This window comes from Roseobacter sp. YIN89 (assembly GCF_057219365.1).
Genome location: NZ_JBXVVD010000001.1, coordinates 692,339 through 709,826, shown reverse-complemented (window position 1 = coordinate 709,826; position 17,488 = coordinate 692,339). Strand labels below are relative to the sequence as shown.

The following is a 17,488-nucleotide window of genomic DNA, read 5'->3' as shown; positions in this document are numbered from 1 at the left end:
GCTAACCCTGATAATCAGATTTTATTTCATCATTTAAACTGTTTTTCATGCTTATGAAAATCTGTCAAACAATAGAAGACTTCATTAACAGGGGACCCCGCCAATGGCAGAAACACCGTTGAAAGGCTGGAACCACGTACCCGACGTTCCGCTTAAGGTTTCGCCATTTTTCACATGGCCGCTGCGCCCTTTGGATATGCTGGCGTGGGTTTGGAACGCATGGTTCCTGATAACCGAAAAGCTGGTGATCGTCGGGATTGCGTTCGTGTCGTTCTACTGGTTTCAGCCGCCTTTGGAAGAATCCAAAACTCTGGCGTTCGGATGGATCGCAGAGATGTACGTCCGCAATCTCATTCTGATGAGCATCGTTGCCGGTGGGTTGCACCTGTATTTCTATACCTTCACCAAACAAGGCAAAAGACTGCGCTACGATCCGCGTCCACTAATGAAAAACGGGCGACAATTCACGCTTGGCGGGCAAATCCGCGATAATATGTTCTGGACGCTTGCCAGTGGCGTTACCGTTTGGACAGCTTATGAGGTGCTGATGTTCTGGGCCATGGCAAACGGCTATGCCCCGATGCTCACCTTCGCAGCGCACCCGTTCTGGTTTGTAGCTCTGTTTTTGCTGATCCCGGTTTGGGAAAGCTTTTATTTCTACTGGATACATCGGTTCCTGCATATTCCGTTCTTTTACAAACATGTGCACGCGCTGCATCACCGGAACATCAACGTTGGCCCATGGTCAGGTCTGTCGATGCACCCGGTCGAACATATAATCTTTCTCGGCTCGGTGCTTGTACATTTTGTCGTTGCCGCACACCCGGTGCACATCTTGTTTCACCTGCAGTATTACGCGCTGACCGCAGCGACGACGCATACCGGTTTCGAAGGTCTGGTGGTCAAGGACAAGAACAGGCTCGCGCTTGGCACCTTTCATCACCAGATGCACCACCGCTACTTTGAGTGTAACTACGGGTCCCTCGAAATACCTTGGGATAAATTCTTTGGGTCGTTCCACGATGGTACAGCCGAAGCGGACGCACGCATGAAAGAGCGCCGCCGACGCATAATGGGGAGTTGAAGAATGCCCGCACTCACGGTCAAGGATCTGTTGGAAGCAAAAGGAAAGCGCCAACTTGCCTATGTTCAGGTCGCCCGCGAAGAAGAAGCAATCGCGGCCTCGGACGCCGGTATGGATATGATCGGCACAGCATTCATTCAAGAACGCGCCCATTTTGCAAAAGCCGTGCCGAATTCGCACTTTCAATTCGGGATGCCGTGGGGGCGACATGCAAACGCGACCGAAGTTTTACGCGATGCAATGGCTGCGATGCAGGCTGGCGCGCAGTCCGTTTACTGCGGGATGAGCCCTGCCATAATTGAAGTTATGGCGCGCGAGGGTGTGCCGGTGATCTGCCACGTTGGCCTCGTCCCTCCCAAAGCCACTTGGACGGGTGGCTACCGCGCTGTTGGCAAGACAGTGGGTCAGGCGAAAATGGTCTGGCAACAGGTTAAGGATTTCGAGAATGCGGGGGCCTTTGCCGTGGAAATGGAGGTCGTGGCCGAAAATCTGGCCCGCGAGATTAGCGCACGGACATCAATGCTGACGATCTCATTGGGATCAGGCGGCGGTTGCGATGCGCAGTATCTTTTCTCTGCGGACCTGTTGGGCGAAAATCGCGGGCATATTCCAAGACACGCCAAAACCTATCGTAACTTTGCCGCCGAACGCGACCGGCTTCAGACTGAAAGGGTTGCCGCCTACAAAGAGTACATCGCCGATGTCGCGAAAGGGCAGTTTCCAACGGCCGCGCATACCGTGTCGATGCGCGATGAGGATCTGGAACAAGTCTGGCAATAGCCGATGCAATCACTTCGCACAGGCCATTGACGTCGGCGCGGGCTCTAGCGGCCCATCCAACCACCATCGACCAGCATGATGTGACCATGCATGTAATTTGATGCATCTGAAGCCAGGAATACCGCTGGTCCCTTGAAGTCGTCGGGCGTTCCCCATCGTCCCGCGGGTATACGTTCGAGAATAGACTTTGACCGCACAGGATCGTTGCGCAAAGCTTCTGTATTGTCTGTATCAATGTAGCCTGGCGCGATGGCGTTCACGTTCACACCCTTACCGGCCCACTCATTCGCAAAGGCCATTGTCAATTGCCCTATTCCGCCTTTGGAAGCAGCATATCCCGGTACGTTGATACCCCCTTGGAACGTTAGCAAAGAGGCCGTGAAAATAATTTTGCCTGCGCCCTGTGACACCATGCGCGCGCCAATTTCGCGGGTCAGAACAAACTGCGCGTTGAGGTTTACCTCGATCACCTCGTCCCACATTTCGTCGGGGTGATCTGCGGCGGGGGTGCGCAGAATGGTACCGGCATTGTTGACCAGAATGTCCACACGCGGATGATTTTCCAAAACCGTGTTCGCAAAGGCACGAACCGCTGCCCGGTCGGAGAAGTCACAGGCATATCCGGTAAAGGATCGGCCCATCGCTGTAATCGTGTCACCCACATCGGACTGCTTTGGGTCCAGCGATGCGCTGACCCCGATGATATCCGCCCCGGCTTCGGCCAGCGCTTCTGCCATGCCGCGACCGATGCCACGTTTAGCGCCGGTGACCAGCGCTGTCTTTCCGCTCAGATCGAATTTGGACAATACTGACATCAGGTCGCCTCCGAGATACGGATCATTGATTTCATCGCATTCGGGTTTTCCGTAAGCCCTTTGAATGCCTGTTCGATATCGCTCAACGACTTGATGTCAGTGATGAATGCGTCGCAATCAAGGACACCATCTGCCAGCAACTCCATCGCACGGTCGTAATCTTCGGGCCGGTACACACGTGCGCCAATCAGATCAAGCTCGCGCCAAAAGAACTGGAACATATCGATCTGAGGTTTGGTAGCATGTATCGCAACCATAACGATGCGTCCTCGGGTGGCTGCAGCAGCTGTCATCAGGTCAACACCGGGCTGCGATCCGGATACTTCGAACACGACATCCGCCCCTTTGCCGCCGGTCGCCTCATGAATGGCCTTGGCCACATCGACCGACTTTGGGTTGAGCGTGCTGAAACCGCTGCATTCAGCAAAGGCAAGCCGGTTCTCATTGATCTCTGCCACGGTGACGTTGCCACCCGCGTGCCGCGCAACTGTCGCGACCAGCATCCCGATGGGGCCACCACCGATTACCAGAACGTCTTCTCCCGGTTTGACAGCACCCCGGTCGACGTCATGCACAGCGACTGCCAACGGTTCGATCAAGGCCGCATGGCTCAAAGCAAGGTCATCCGGCAGAACGTGTACGGTATGTGCGGGAACATTCCACTTTTGCTGAAATGCGCCGTCGCTGTCGATGCCGATAAACTTCAGCTTATGGCAAATGTGCTCGTGCCCTGCATCGCAAGCGGGACACGCGTCGCAGTGATCGAGCGGGCGCACGACGATCCTGTCCCCGGGCTGCAGCCCACTGACACCATCGCCGACAGCGGAAACCACTCCGGACATTTCGTGACCAATCGTTCTTTCAAACCCGACGCGCGCATCCATATGTCCCAGATAGATGTGTAAATCTGTACCGCAAATCCCGCAGTAAGCGACATCGATCTGAACCTGCCCGGCGGCTGGCGCGGGAACCTCTACCTGATCAATAGAAAAGTGTTTATCGCCTCGATAGACGGCTGCGGCAGTAGTCATTCTGTGTCCTTCACTTTGCAATCTGCGGCACAACGCAGGGCTTAATTCAACCGAACGCTGCACCGGAGCCCAGCGCAGTTAGCGCTCGACCTAAAAATGGTCCGTCACTTTCAGCGGACGTCGGGTATGGTTGTCAATGCAAAAGGCCGACGCGTGCCCCGCGTCGCCACATTTATGAAGTACAACCGCGCAAAAGCCCTGTTTGACTAGCCGCCCGAAACCGGCTCTTTGCTCGAGCCAAGAGGCGCCGTCCGGGGCGGCCGCGCCCGTCGCCGCACATTTTCCGAACGGACCGTGGGAAAAAACAAGTTCAGCACAAATCGCGACGCGCCAAGTCCAACGCTTCGGTCAGAATACTTCTCGTGCCAATGTGATTGGCGAGGATCAGAACCAAACGGGCATTCAACGCGGCACTCTCGTCGTCGCTACACCCGTCATGCGCTGAAAGCAGCTCTGCGTAGAACCCATCCGGGTCGTCTATGTTCGGGCTCATGTTCAGATTATTCACAGTCTAGTCTTTCGCGATTGCGGTTCTGATAGCGACGCGCATGGCACCGTCCTCGTAACTTGGCCAGCGTGCGCTTACGTGTTGATCCGGGCGGATCAGATACACTGCAGACGATGCGTCACCCAGATAACGCTCTGCCAGAGCGCCGGACGGGTCATCGTTACTCGAAACTACGAGGCGTCGCGCGACGATCCCGGCCTCAATAACCTTTTCAGGTACGTCAGTGTTGATTGCAAGAATGACAAATCCGTCTCCCATATGCGGCAGTAAAAACCCAGTGCCGAGCGGCGCGTCGGGGCAAACACTGCCACATCGGGTTCGTGCGGGGCCGCCTTTCAGCAGATCAGGACCATTCAATGGAAGGTCATCATACGTGCACGGCACACTCAGTCGACCTGAATTTACCAAGGGCCGCGCGAAAGGCGCATGTCCGGCGAGGTCCAGTACAGCGTCACGGAATACCCTGCTGTTCTTTGACTTCGGCGTGATGAAATCCGTGGCGCGGGTGGAGTGCAGAATGTTCTCGTCAGCGCCATGCGCACGCTCTGACGAATAGCTGTCCAGCAGCTTATCAGGCGCAAGACCGTTGACCACCAACCCTAATTTCCATCCCAAATTGTCGGCGTCCTGAATGCCAGAGTTCGCGCCACGCGCACCGAAGGGGGATACCTGATGCGCGGCGTCGCCGGCAAAAAGTACTCTTCCGTGACGAAAGGTTTCCATGCGCTTACACTGGAAGGTGTAGATGGAAGACCATACGATATCGTATTCAACGCCCTCCAGCATGGCATCCAGCCGCCGGCGAACGTTTTCTGGTTTCAATTCTCGCGCGCGATCAACGTCCCAACCGATTTGAAAATCAACGCGCCAAACCCCGTCTGGCTGCTTGTGCAACAGCGTCGAAGCGCCGGAACCATGTGGTGGGTCGAACCAAAACCAGCGTTCGGTCGGAAAGCTTACATCCCCTTTCATGACAATGTCGGCGATGAGAAAACTGTCCTGAAATACCTTGCCGCTGAACTCCAGATTCATCATCCTGCGCAAGGGAGACCCTGCGCCATCGCAGGCAATCAGCCAGTCAGCCTTAATACGATAGAACCTGTCTGGGGTGGTGATGTCCAAGAGGGTGTGGTCATCTCGAAGGGTGATGTCGTCCACCCGGTTTTTGCCGCGTATCTCTATTGGCGCACCTTGCTTCTGCAGTGCGCGCACCCGGTCTACGAGGAAGTGTTCGACATAGGGCTGTTGCAGGTTGATGAATGCGGGGAACTGGTGCCCGCTTTCAGGCAACAGATTGAATTCGAACACCTTTCTGTCGCGATTAAAGACCTTGCCAAGGTTCCAGACCACGCCCTTGTCTATCATAGGCGCAACGCAGCCCAGTCGGTTGGCAATCTCTAACGAACGCTTGGCAAAACAAATCGCCCGCGACCCCTGCCCTACTCCTTCATGGTCATCAAGTACCAGAACAGGGATATTCTGGCGCCCAAGATCGATAGCCAAAGCCATGCCGACTGGCCCGCCCCCAACAATCACGACAGGGTGACGCGCAGGTGTTCTGGCCGATTGATCTGGTGACTTTTCGTACGGATATAATTTGTATGCGAGTTGGTATCTGTCGTCGAACATCGCCCTACCCCGTTACCCCTGCAACTCTTCCCACATCTCGAGATCGCGCTTGTCGGTCCAGATGCGCGGATGCCAGATGCCGCGCGCCTCGTCATAGGCGCGGCTTACGTTGAACGGTAGGCAATGCTCGTAAATTGCATACGCGCTGAATTTTGGATCGCATTCCGCGCGCACCGCGTCCCACGCCTCCTTCAGGGACCCGCCTTTCATTGCGACTTTCTTCGCAGGCTCAAAAGTTGATGAAACAAAATCCCGCGTACTTTCAATCGCACGCTCCACTGCTTCTGTCCCGATCAATGCACCGCCGCGTCCCGGTGCAATCGCGTCAACCTCATAACTTTTTATGGCGTCGAGCGTTGCCCCCCAGTCTCCAAAATAGCCATCTCCGCAATAACAGGCAGAATGGTCTTCAACGATGTCGCCGGTGAACATGACATTCTGGTCCGGCACATGAATAACGGCATCACCTGCCGTGTGCGCGCGACCGACATGGCGGATATCAACTCGGCGTTGGCCAAGATAGACGGTCATGCTGTTGCTGAACGTTGTCGTCGGATAGGTCAGGCCCGGGATGCTTTCATGCCCCTCGAATAGTCGCGGGAAGCGCTGAAACTCGCTATCCCAGTCTTCTTGACCCCGCTCGACGACCATCGCGCGCGCAGCATCTGACATGATAATCTGGTCAGCATCATAAGCAGAAGCGCCCAGCACACGGACGGCGTGGTAGTGGGTCAGCACCAGATGGGTGATCGGCTTGTCGGTGACTTCTCTGACTTTCTCGATCACTTTTCTGGCCAGCCGCGGCGTCGCCTGCGCTTCGACAATCATGACGCTATCGTCACCAATGATCACGCCAGAGTTCGGATCTCCCTCTGCAGTGAATGCCCACAGACCATCGCCGATTTCGTCAAAGGTGATTTTTTTCTCGGTCAAGTCCCCTTGGGACGCAAATGCCTTTGCCATGGTTTCGTCCTTTCTACCGGCGGGCGTAAGGGTCGCTTATGGCTGGAAGAACCGTGCCAGAGCATTCGCCGAAGCCTATTGTATATCCTTCGCCACGCGCGGCGCCGGACAGGGTCACTGTATCCCCGTCCTCCAGAAAGCTGCGCTGCTGCCCGTTCTCCAGTACAAACGGGTGCTGTCCACCCCAGCTCAATTCCAAAAGGGATCCACGTTGGCCCGGTTGGGATCCGGAAATGGTGCCGGAGCCGAGCAGATCTCCGGTACGCATCGCGCAGCCGCTGGAGGTATGGTGTGCAAGTTGCTGAGCCGAAGAATAATACATCTCGTTGTAGTTTGTGCGCGCAATGGTTTGCGGCGCATGCCCACTGGGCGCAAGCGAGACCGCCAGTTCGATGTCATAGAGCATGGGGCCATCATCTTGTAGATGCGGCAAGAGCGTGACCTCTCTGGCAGGTGTAGTGCAACGAACCTCGGACAAGGCATCAGTTGTCACGATCCACGGACTGATCGAAGTTGCCGTTGCCTTGGATTGGAACGGGCCAAGCGGCAGGTACTCCCACGCCTGAATGTCCCGCGCTGACCAGTCGTTGAGAAGAACGTAACCAAAGATGTGATTGTCCGCTTCTTTGACCGTTAATGGCCCCGAACTGGGGGTACCAACAATGGCCCCCATCTCCAATTCGATGTCAAACCGGGCCGATGGCGCAAACCTTGGGACCGCATCACCCGGCCCCTTTATCTGGCCCCACGGACGGCGTACGTCAGTACCTGAGACGACGACCGAAGACGCCCTGCCGTTGTAGCCAATGGGGATATGCAGCCAGTTGGGCGGCAAGGCATTTTCGGCGCCGCGAAACATTGTTCCCACATTCGTGGCGTGGTGACGGCTTGCATAGAAATCGGTGTATTCGGCCACCTCGAATGGCATAAACATCTGCGCGCGCGATTGCAGGACCATCAGTTTTTCAAGCTCTGAGCGGTGCGCACTGCCTTCAGCCAACATCTGCTGCAACTCTTCACGCAGGGCAGTCCATTGTGACCGGCCTTGCGCCATAAAGCAGTTCCACCCACCGGTACTCAATGCCCCGTTCGCCTGCACGACCCCGGCAGTTTCCGCTGCGTGCAGGTCAAGAATGTAGGCGCCTATGGCGACACCACATCGTCTTTCACCATCGCCCGCCGAAAACACGCCATAGGGCAGATTGTTCAGCGGAAACGGGCTTCGCGCGTCGGTGGCGCTCTCGACCCAGCTTGAAATCAACGCCATTTCGAAAGGCTCATGCGATGGGACGGCGCACCATACACAATTTGAAGAGGCGACCGCAGTTGCATCCGATATTCCATTCTCGTTTCGTCAAATGATTATCAGTTGCGTTTGTAACTAAAAACTCAAAACTGGGATGATGTGCGAAAAAGTTGCGAACACCAACCAGCACATCACCTGCGCGACGCGACCGGCAAAACCCCGAAGGCTTTTCTGTCGTTCGTTCAGCTATCGCTGTTTTCGTCGGATGGTGTGTTCTTGTAAGCGTTGAGCACCACACCGAGTACATTCGTCTGCTCGGCAATTTCGCGCTCGCAAACGTCGAGGTGTCCGTATTTTGTGACGTTGCACCGGATGACGATCAACGCGCAGTCGGCGTTCTTTAGAAACGCGCGCGTGTCGTCGTTGACCAGAACCGACGGCAAATCAAAGATCATCACGTCCGGCTCGTAATTTTTTTCGATCGTATCGATCGTTTCTCGTGTGCTTTCTGCCAGCAACAGGCGTGTGGGGTCACTTTCAGCGGTCTGCGCCATTGCGCATGCCACGTTGTCCCCGATCCGCATTGCTTGTTCCGAGAAATCTACCCGACCACCAAGCAAATCCGCCATACCATGCGGTGGGTTTGTTTTGAAAAATGAATGCACGGACGGGTCGCGCAAATCCAGATCCATCAGGATCGTGCGCAAATCCTTTTGACGCCCGAGCCCCAGCGCGAGGTTACATGCCATCGTCGTTTTGCCTGACCGTGGCATAGGTGAGGTAATCGCCAAACGCTTCCACCCGTTCTGACGCATCTGCAAAAGAATTTTCGTGCGGAGGATATCGAACGGGGCAGCGTTTGGCCCTGCCTCCTGAGTCATGACACGCTGTTCAATCAAGTGCTCAGGCGGGACATCAAAGCTGCGCAGGTCCGCCCACAGTTGATCGGTCGAAGATGCCGTGCGGCTGCGCTCTGCCCGAGCGGCAGCGGCGCTTCCACCACCTGCCTTGGCGGCCGGTTTATCCCCGCGCGCGTCGCGTGCTTTTTGCAGTGCTGCTTGAAGTTTTTCCACTATATCAGAACCTTAACCCAAACCAAGCCGTGTAAGGCCCTTTTGCACAACAATTTCCAGCGGTAGGTAGTGCGTATCGACATACCACAACGCGACCGGAACACTTATCAGCACGAATAGCGTAGCCCCGACAATGGCGCTGCGACGCAGATACCGGTGCTGGCGGCTTTCCATATACGGAATGGTCGTAATTGGCGTGATGTTGAACCGCGCAATCATCTCAGCAGGTCGGCGGATCCGGCGATTGAGGATTTCCAGCAACAGAAAGTAAGCCCCCGCCAGACCAAAGCCCACCGCTGCCCCCATGATCGCGACACGCGGCCGGTCCGGCCCCGTGGGCACTCGCGGCACGTTAGCATTCTCGATGACTGTCACTCGCTGGCCTTGCGCGGTACTCTCGATCCGCTCGCTCATCTTGGCTGCGTTCAGATTGCTGATCGCTGCATTGTAACGGTTCGAGATTATATTGAATTCACGTTCCAGTTCGTTCAGCACAATTCCATTCGCCGAGCTCTGCTGAATACCGACCTGAATTTCTGCCAATTCGTCCTTGGTTTTGGTGATTTCCTCATCCAGAAACGTCAGACGCGTGTCGATCTCGATCAGTACCGCCTGCAGCCTTGGATCTGCGCCAGTGTTTTCATCGGACGCGACATCTTCCTCTTCGCTTTGCAAAGCTGCGCGCTCTTCCAGTGTGGCGATCGTTTCTTTCAACTTCGTAACGCGCGGGTGGTTCTCTGAGTACAGCAAAAGTGCCTGATCCAACTGTTCGCGCGCGGCCACCAACCGGCGCTGGTTTGGATTGGTCACGACTTGACCTTGCACGTTGCCGACCTGACCAGTGGATTCATAAAGCTCAACCAGATCATCGCGTTGCGCTTTGCCCACCGCGACTTCGCGCTCGAGGCGTTCCAACCGCTCCTGCAACAGGTTCTGCCGACCTAGTCGATACGTCTGGTTTTCTGGCAAAGCTGTCACATTCTCCGATTTGAAATCAGAAATCTTCAAGCTTTGCTCGCTTAGTTCCTCAGATAGCCGCTCTACCTCGCCTTCAAAGAATTCCAATGTGTTCTCGGCCCGCGACAGGCGGAAATTCGAGTTTTCTTCGAGTACGATCGTGACGAATTCGTTCACAACGTTCGCTGCGATCTGTCCCGACCTTGCCTCGAAAGAAATTGTCAGCAGGGTCGCGCGATTTTGACCTGCAGTGCGCCGCACAGTTGCCGCATCGCGCATAAGTTCAACGACGGTATCAGGTTCCATTTCGCGAATGTTTTCGAAAACAGAATGTTTGTTCGCAATGTCGATCAGGTTGGCGCGGGTCAGCAGCCGCTGCTGGGTGATATCCAACTGCTCAATGGCGTCCGTGCGCACGGTTGAGCGAACCATATTGTCCGGGATTTGCGGTGCTTCTACCAGCAACCGCGCAGAAGATTCCCACGTCTCGGGCAGTTTGAGCGCTGAGATCACCCCGAGTGTCGAAGCGACGATAATGAAAACAGCCATCACCGGAAGGCGCCGCAAAAGCAGTTTAAGGTAAAACGAAAAGTCCAGGTTCATTCAGCAGCCTTTTGCAGAATCTCTATTCTGTCGGTCAAAAGAAGTGGTGGCGGCGCGGGTTTCAGGATCAGCCCATCGCGAATGAGTTCGTTGATGATCGGCTTTCCCATCACCTTTTTGCCAGCACTTGCAGCGTAGACCAGCCCCAGGTCACAAAGCTTGTTAATCGAGCGCGGGATACCCTCTGCCTCGTGGTGAATGCAGGTTATCGCCTGAGACGAAATTTCGTCTCCCGTACCGCCTGCGATCTGGAGACGGTGCCGGATGTAGGCATTTGTATCAGCGCGTGTGAACGGTTGGAGATCATAGGTCGCGGTGACCCGCTGCGCAAACTGGCGCAATTCGGACCGCGACACCAGATCGCGCAACTCGGGTTGGCCTGCTAGTATGATCTGCAGAACCTCGTGTTTTCCCGAATTGATGTTTGTGAGCATCCGCAATTCTTCGAGCATTTCAACGCCGAGGTTTTGTGCCTCATCAATGATCAGAACCACGTGGCGCCCGGCCGCGTATTCGTCGATGACGAAATTCTGGAAATGCTGGAAAAGTGAAACGTAGTCGTTGGCTTCGGGCAGCGGCACATCCAGCGCGTTCAGGACCCATCGCAACAAATCTCCGCGATCGCCCTGTGCGTTCGAGATCAGGCCCAGTGTTATGTCATCGCCGACTTGCCGCAAAAGCGCTTGAAGCAGCATTGTTTTTCCCATGCCCACTTCTCCGGTGAGAAGCGTCAAAGGAGCATGGGTGCAAAGGCCGTATTCCAACACTGCAAACGCCCGTCCGTGCGCCTTGGACACGAACATAAAGTCCGGGTCCGGCGACAAACTGAACGGCCGCTCGGTAAAACCGAAGTGTTCTGTATAGAGCGCTGCTGCCATGACCGCGACGATTATTCCTTAAAACCACTAAACGACAAGTACGTTAAACAGTGCCACACTTTCGCTCGTAACACCACGCGACGTCTCGTAACACCACGCGACGTATTGCCAAAATCACTACTTTTCAAGACGGCTGCGCCAGTCACCAAGTAATCTATATAGATGCCTTGAAATCGCCAAAATCATTTCGCTGTGATTCGACAAATCGCTGTTTATTGATGACATATTGTAAATTGTTATCCCAAATTTCGACTATTTGACACGATTTACGAAACAATCTTGCTCCGCCGCACCCCCTTTCATCATGGCCATTGCCCTATTTTTTCCCAAATTTGCGGAAAATTTGCCCAGTTGCCTGTGTGAGGTGCAGATTTCGGCACAGTTACCTGCTACAACCCTCTAGAAGCTGCTCAGTTTTTTGATAAATTTGAGGAACAGAATTTGGTGGGGGCCAACGGTTCGGTCTGAGACGCCAGAATTTGGTGGGTATGGTGATCAGAGGTTTGTTATGACGTTGCATTTTTCTCCTTACACGACGGAACTTAAATCCGAGGACGATGTAAGGGACCCTAGCGTTTCAGGCTCTGATGCTTATCGCCAGAGATACAAACGTGCATTCGACCTGGCACTTATCCTCATCACGTTACCTGTCGTTCTTCCGCTGGTGGCATTGGCTGCGGCGCTCGTCGCGTTGGATGGGCGCAACCCATTCTACTCCCAGCTTCGTGTCGGTCAAAACGGACGCCACTTCCGGATTTGGAAATTACGCACGATGGTGCACAACGCGGACAAGATGCTGGAACAGTACCTTGCGCGGAACCCATCTGCGCGGGCGGAATGGGACAGCACCCAAAAGCTCAAGAAAGACCCGCGTATAACCTTCTTTGGGCAATTCCTGCGCAAATCATCTATGGACGAGCTGCCGCAGCTTCTGAACGTATTCCAAGGAACGATGTCGCTTGTCGGGCCGCGCCCGATGATGGTTTCGCAACAACCACTGTACCCGGGACAGAGCTATTATCAGATGCGACCGGGTATTACAGGGTTTTGGCAGGTTTCTGACAGAAACAATTGCGAGTTCAGCGACCGGTCCAATTACGATGATCGTTACTATCGCGAAATGTCGTTCAAAACAGATATGGGTCTGCTGGTCCAGACCGTCGGCGTGGTTGTCAAGGCAACCGGTCACTAGGCAAAGCCGCTCACGGCATTTTGCAAAAAATGCCTTAATGTCGCCGCCGAATCCCTATAGCGCTGGCCGCTCAACTCGCTTAATGTTCGTGAAATTTTAACAAATCGGCTGACAATCGTGTTCAACGCTTCCTCTATCCGAAATTTCCTTTTGATGACTACGCTCGTGGCTGCTTTGGCGGCCTGCGACTCTGCTGAAGAGCAAGCAGAGGAGTATTTCCAGAGCGGCCTGAGCCTCATGGAAGAAGGTGACTTTGACCGTGCCATCGTTGAGTTCCGGAACGTCTTTGAATTTGACGGATCGCATCAAGAGGCGCGCCGGAAATTGGCTGAAATTTTCCTTTTGGAAAAAAATAACCGTCGCCGCGCGTACCAACAGTACTTGCGACTGGCCGAACAGTACCCGGAAGACCTCGACGCACGCATCAACCTGAGTGAACTAGCATTTCAGGCAAACAACTGGGAAGAGGTGGAGCGACACGGGACGCAGGCTAAAGAGCTGAGCACAGAAGAAAATCTGCGCGTGGAGGCGATTGCCATTGCTTTGGATTACCGACAAGCCTCTTTGGACGAAGACGAAGCAGCAGCGCGTGACAAGGCGCGTGCGGCAGAGGCAATTCTGTCCGACCTTCCTGAAAATCGGGTCGCACGTGGCATCGTAACCGACGCACAAATGCGCAACGGTGAAATCGACGAAGCACTCGCATCACTGGATTGGTTCATCGAGCGCGAACCAGAGAACATGACATTCTGGCGGCAGCGCCTCGCTCTGCTGGCCCGCTCTCAGGACATGGCCGCAGTTGAAGAGCAGTTGCAGCAGATGATTGCTCAATTCCCGGATAATGTTGAAAACAAGCAGACCTTGCTGCGGTTCTACCTGTCGCGGGAAGAAATGGACAAGGCCGAAGCTTTCCTGCGCGAGCAGGTAACGGACGAAAGCAACGAAGGCGCGCGGTCTGATCTGATCCGTTTCCTGCTGCAGGTTCGCGGCGCGGAAGCCGCCCGCGAAGAGCTTGCAGCTGCCATCGCCGAAGAGGCTGATCCCGTTCCCTATCGCATCATTCGCGCCGGGCTGGATTTTGATCAAGGGCAACGTGACGCCGCAATCAATGATTTGGAAGATATCCTGTCGCAAGAAGGGCTTTCGCCAGAATCGCGCCGATCCGCGCTGATCGCATTGGCCCGCTTTATGAATGCGACAGGAAATGCTGTCGGGGCCCAAAAACATGTAGAAGCATTGCTGGCCGAGGATCCTGGTAATCCTGAAGGTTTAAAAATGCAGGCGATGTGGCAGATCGATGCGGACGAACCTGAGAACGCCATCAACTCTCTGCGGACCGCACTGGATCGTGCACCTGAGGACGCGCAGGCCATGAGCCTGATGGCGCAAGCATACAATCGGACAGGACGTCACGAATTGGCTCAGGAGTTCCTGTCACTCGCGGTCGAGGCATCCGGCAATGCGCCCGCGGAAACCATCCGCTATGTCAATTTGCTGGTCCGCGACCAAAGCTACCTCGCAGCAGAAGACCTTTTGAAAAAAGCATTGCGTCTGGCTCCGCAGAATATCGAATTGCTTAATGCCATTGGCGAGCTTTACCTTCTGATGGAAGACGACGGGCGCGCGCAGCAGGTTATCCGCACGCTTGAACAAATCGATACGCAACAATCCCGTACACTCGCGCAAAGATTGGAAGCAGAACGCCTGAACCGGCAGAACGGCTCTGATGAGGCATTGGCTTACCTCGAGCAGCTTTCGCAAAGCGAAGACGGCGGAAACACCGCGATTATCCGGCTGATACAAGCCCGGGTGTCGACCGGCGATTTTGAGGCCGCGTTGACCGCAGCCCAAGAGTTGCTGGCAAGCGATCCGGAAAATCCGGACTTCCGCAACATCCTTGCGATTGTTCATCAGTCTGCGGGCAATCTGCCTGAAGCTCAGGAAATATTCCGCGGTCTTGTTGAAGAAAATCCGAACCTCGGCGCAGTCTGGATGCGCCTTGGACAGATTGCACGGGTCACCGAAGGGCCTGATGCGGCTGTCGCTGTCATCAGCGAGGGCCTCGAAGCGACACCGAACTCGCCAAACCTGCTCTGGCAAAGTGCCAGCCTGAAAGAAGCCGCAGGCGACATTGACGGGGCGATTGCGATATACGAAAGGCTCTACGAACAAAACTCAGATTCCGTGATCGTTGCCAATAACCTCGCCAGCCTTCTCGCGACATACCGCTCGGACGATGCCGAAAGCGTCGAGCGTGCATGGACCGTAGCGCGCAGGTTGCGCGATGCCGACATTCCGGCATTGCAGGATACATACGGCTGGATTTTACATTTGCGCGGCGAACACGAGGAAGCCGTCGAATATCTGGAATCAGCCGCCGAAGGTCTCGCGAATGATCCGATCGTTCAGTATCATCTCGCGCAGGTCTATGTCGCCCTTGAGCGTACAGACGAAGCTCTGGCGCAATTCCGCAAGGCGATCGACGTGGCTGGCCCAGCAGATCAGCGCAATCAAATTGTCACAGCACGCGAACGCGTCGCAGAGTTGCAATCGAGCCCGGCACCATCTTCTGAGGACACGCAAACGCAGGAAAATTGACGGCGTTCGCATCGAATCCCGACTGTGATGCGCAGACTACACTTCGTCATTTTCCGCAGGCTAAAACCACTTTAGCCTTTCTTTCGGCGGGCCCGGCTCGAATAGTGCGGCTAAATAAACGGAAACGCAGTGATGATCAGATATATCAAACTCGCCATCGTAACCTTTGTGATCGCGATGACTTGCTCGCAGGCAAATGCACAGCAGTATCGTGTCCAGCCAGGCGACAGTCTTACGATCGAAGTTCTGGAAGATGCCAGCCTCAACCGGTCTGTACTTGTTCTTCCTGACGGGCGCATCAACTTCCCCTTTACGGGTGCGGTCGTTGTCGCAGGGCGCAGCGCTTCGCAAATTGAGAGCGCAATCTCAACGGCGATCAGCCCGAATTTTGCATCTGCCCCTACCGTCTTCGTCAGCGTCAACCCGTCTTCGGAAAACTTTGATTCCGCGTCACCAACGATTGACGTTTACTTTCTGGGTGAGATGAACAACCCCGGTGTCGTATCCGTCAAAAGTGGCACGACACTGCTGCAGGCTATCGCCATCGGCGGGGGCGTGACACGCTTTGCTGCGGTCAAGCGTATCCAATTGCGGCGCACAAACAAACAAACAGGCGTGCAAAACGTCATTACGCTCAATTACCGGGCCCTGGCAAACGGGACCGCGAGCAACGCTATCGAGCTGAAGGACGGAGATGTCATTCTCGTGCCGGAACGGCGTCTGTTCGAATAACCCAAATTCGCACAGGCAAAACAGAAATCGAGCGCGGCATGGCGTTGCCGCGCTCTCGGCGATCTGTGCCTTATCAGTAACTGTACAGGCGCAAGATACGGAACCTCCCGGGATCGAGGCGAATTTGAGCATTTCGCAACGACTGGAGTATAGCGATAACCCTGACCTTGAAAGCAACGGTCAATCCGATACGTTCGGACGCACTGTTTTGCGTTTCAATCTTGGCAGCGCAACGCCGTCAGAGCGGTTCTCGCTTTCGTTCGGCACTGAAATCGAAGAAGGCCGGGATAACCAGTCGACCTTTGAAATAGACAACTCCAATCTGGGTATCGGCTATTCCAGAGAGGCCCGGAATTCGAACATCCAAACACGCTTTAATTACCGCGAAACGGATGTCACAGGTGACGGGTTTGACGAGATCATCGATCAAGACGGCAACGTCATCAACCAAGATACCGGGACATTGGAAAGCTATAGGTTCAATGTGTCCGGCGCTGTGGGTATCGATGCGCCTATCGGTGCGACATACGACCTTGGGTATTCGTCACTGGAGTATTCCGATACAAGTGATCCGGACCTCACCGACAGGACGACGTTTACCGCTAGGGGCACACTCGACTTTCGGCTTTCGTCGCGGATCACAACTCAGCTGATCGGACGGTATAGCGATTTTGACGCTCAAGGTGACGGCGTAGACAGGGAAACAACGTCCTTCGGTTTGGGAACGCGTTTTATCGTCAACCCGGTCCTTAGTGGTAACGTGGCGTTGACTTATGACCGTATCGAGCGCAGCGGTGATGAAATCGGCACCGATGACGGTTTGTCCTTATCTGCGGGGATTACACAGAGCTTCAAAGACGGAACCATTGGGCTGACTTTTAGCAGCGACGTCGCCTCGAACGATGATGGCCGACGCACGTTCATTGGGATGCGGCGCTCCCGTGACCTCCCCCGCGCCCAGTCTTTTGGGTATTCTTTCGGTTTGACCCGCAGTGACGGTACAGGTGTCGACCCTATTTTCGGGCTGGACTACTCGTACGCGCTGTCGGATAGCCGTATCTCTGTCAGCCTGTCGCAATCGGTGAACACCGACAGCGACAACGAAGAAGAGATCGTCACATCTTTTAGCGGTAGCTATGAATATGAAGTCAATAGTCTGTCGACCCTCGGCGTGTCGCTGTCATTCTTCGATAGAAACGAATTGGGCGTGAATGCTAATGACGGGCAGCGCGTCGATCTCAGCGTAACCTATAATTATGCGCTGACGCGCGACTGGGGGTTAGTCAGCGGGTACCGTCACATTCTCAGCAAGCAGGATGACCGGAGCGACCGGGATTCAAACACGTTCTTCGTGGGTCTGCAGCGGAACTTTGACTGGCGGCCCTGAGCAATGCCTAGT

Annotated in this window: 15 protein-coding genes; 6 read left to right on the top strand and 9 right to left on the bottom strand. The window is 54.9% G+C overall.

The window, feature by feature from the left end; genetic code table 11:
• Positions 1-103 precede the first annotated feature (103 nt).
• The gene (locus tag AC2D8V_RS03460) at positions 104-1,084 is read left to right on the top strand and encodes a sterol desaturase family protein (protein ID WP_484732117.1); all 981 of its coding nucleotides are present in this window, start codon (positions 104-106) and stop codon (positions 1,082-1,084) included.
• Between the two features lie 3 nt (positions 1,085-1,087).
• Positions 1,088-1,864, top strand: coding sequence for a 3-methyl-2-oxobutanoate hydroxymethyltransferase (locus AC2D8V_RS03455; protein WP_484732116.1), 777 nt, complete (start codon positions 1,088-1,090; stop codon positions 1,862-1,864).
• Between the two features lie 44 nt (positions 1,865-1,908).
• On the opposite strand, the gene AC2D8V_RS03450 is transcribed toward AC2D8V_RS03455, so the two are convergent.
• From AC2D8V_RS03450 to AC2D8V_RS03410, 9 genes are all read right to left on the bottom strand, one after another.
• A complete protein-coding gene (locus AC2D8V_RS03450) occupies positions 1,909-2,679 on the bottom strand; it encodes an SDR family oxidoreductase (RefSeq protein ID WP_484732115.1) in 771 nt (256 codons plus the stop codon).
• Positions 2,679-3,710 carry a zinc-dependent alcohol dehydrogenase gene (locus AC2D8V_RS03445; RefSeq protein WP_484732114.1) on the bottom strand — a complete coding sequence of 344 codons (1,032 nt, stop codon included), beginning with the start codon at positions 3,708-3,710 and terminating at the stop codon, positions 2,679-2,681. Before AC2D8V_RS03445 ends, AC2D8V_RS03450 begins: the two co-directional genes overlap by 1 nt.
• Before the next feature lie 310 nt (positions 3,711-4,020).
• Complete coding sequence (locus AC2D8V_RS03440; RefSeq protein WP_484732113.1) at positions 4,021-4,203, bottom strand: DUF2783 domain-containing protein; 183 nt, start codon at positions 4,201-4,203, stop codon at positions 4,021-4,023.
• 18 nt (positions 4,204-4,221) lie between these two features.
• A complete protein-coding gene (locus AC2D8V_RS03435; protein WP_484732112.1) occupies positions 4,222-5,847 on the bottom strand; it encodes an FAD-dependent oxidoreductase in 1,626 nt (541 codons plus the stop codon).
• Positions 5,848-5,859: 12 nt separating this feature from the next.
• Positions 5,860-6,810: an MBL fold metallo-hydrolase gene (locus tag AC2D8V_RS03430; RefSeq protein ID WP_484732111.1), complete on the bottom strand. Its 951-nt coding sequence runs from the start codon at positions 6,808-6,810 to the stop codon at positions 5,860-5,862.
• 13 nt (positions 6,811-6,823) lie between these two features.
• Positions 6,824-8,077, bottom strand: coding sequence for a fumarylacetoacetase (fahA, locus tag AC2D8V_RS03425; protein WP_484732110.1), 1,254 nt, complete (start codon positions 8,075-8,077; stop codon positions 6,824-6,826).
• 221 nt (positions 8,078-8,298) lie between these two features.
• Positions 8,299-9,129 carry a CpsD/CapB family tyrosine-protein kinase gene (locus AC2D8V_RS03420; protein WP_484732109.1) on the bottom strand — a complete coding sequence of 277 codons (831 nt, stop codon included), beginning with the start codon at positions 9,127-9,129 and terminating at the stop codon, positions 8,299-8,301.
• Positions 9,130-9,141: 12 nt separating this feature from the next.
• Positions 9,142-10,635 carry a GumC family protein gene (locus AC2D8V_RS03415; RefSeq protein ID WP_484732108.1) on the bottom strand — a complete coding sequence of 498 codons (1,494 nt, stop codon included), beginning with the start codon at positions 10,633-10,635 and terminating at the stop codon, positions 9,142-9,144.
• Between the two features lie 50 nt (positions 10,636-10,685).
• Complete coding sequence (locus AC2D8V_RS03410; RefSeq protein WP_484732107.1) at positions 10,686-11,567, bottom strand: ExeA family protein; 882 nt, start codon at positions 11,565-11,567, stop codon at positions 10,686-10,688.
• 508 nt (positions 11,568-12,075) lie between these two features.
• Between AC2D8V_RS03410 and AC2D8V_RS03405 the strand changes: the two genes are divergently transcribed.
• From AC2D8V_RS03405 to AC2D8V_RS03390, 4 genes are all read left to right on the top strand, one after another.
• Positions 12,076-12,759 (top strand): sugar transferase, encoded by a 684-nt coding sequence (locus AC2D8V_RS03405; protein ID WP_484732106.1) that lies wholly within the window; start codon positions 12,076-12,078, stop codon positions 12,757-12,759.
• 153 nt (positions 12,760-12,912) lie between these two features.
• Entirely contained in the window at positions 12,913-15,357 is a 2,445-nt protein-coding gene (locus AC2D8V_RS03400) for a tetratricopeptide repeat protein (protein WP_484732105.1), read from the top strand.
• Between the two features lie 132 nt (positions 15,358-15,489).
• The gene (locus AC2D8V_RS03395; RefSeq protein WP_484732104.1) at positions 15,490-16,089 is read left to right on the top strand and encodes a polysaccharide biosynthesis/export family protein; all 600 of its coding nucleotides are present in this window, start codon (positions 15,490-15,492) and stop codon (positions 16,087-16,089) included.
• A gap of 124 nt (positions 16,090-16,213) precedes the next feature.
• A complete protein-coding gene (locus tag AC2D8V_RS03390; RefSeq protein ID WP_484732103.1) occupies positions 16,214-17,476 on the top strand; it encodes a hypothetical protein in 1,263 nt (420 codons plus the stop codon).
• Positions 17,477-17,488: the final 12 nt, after the last annotated feature.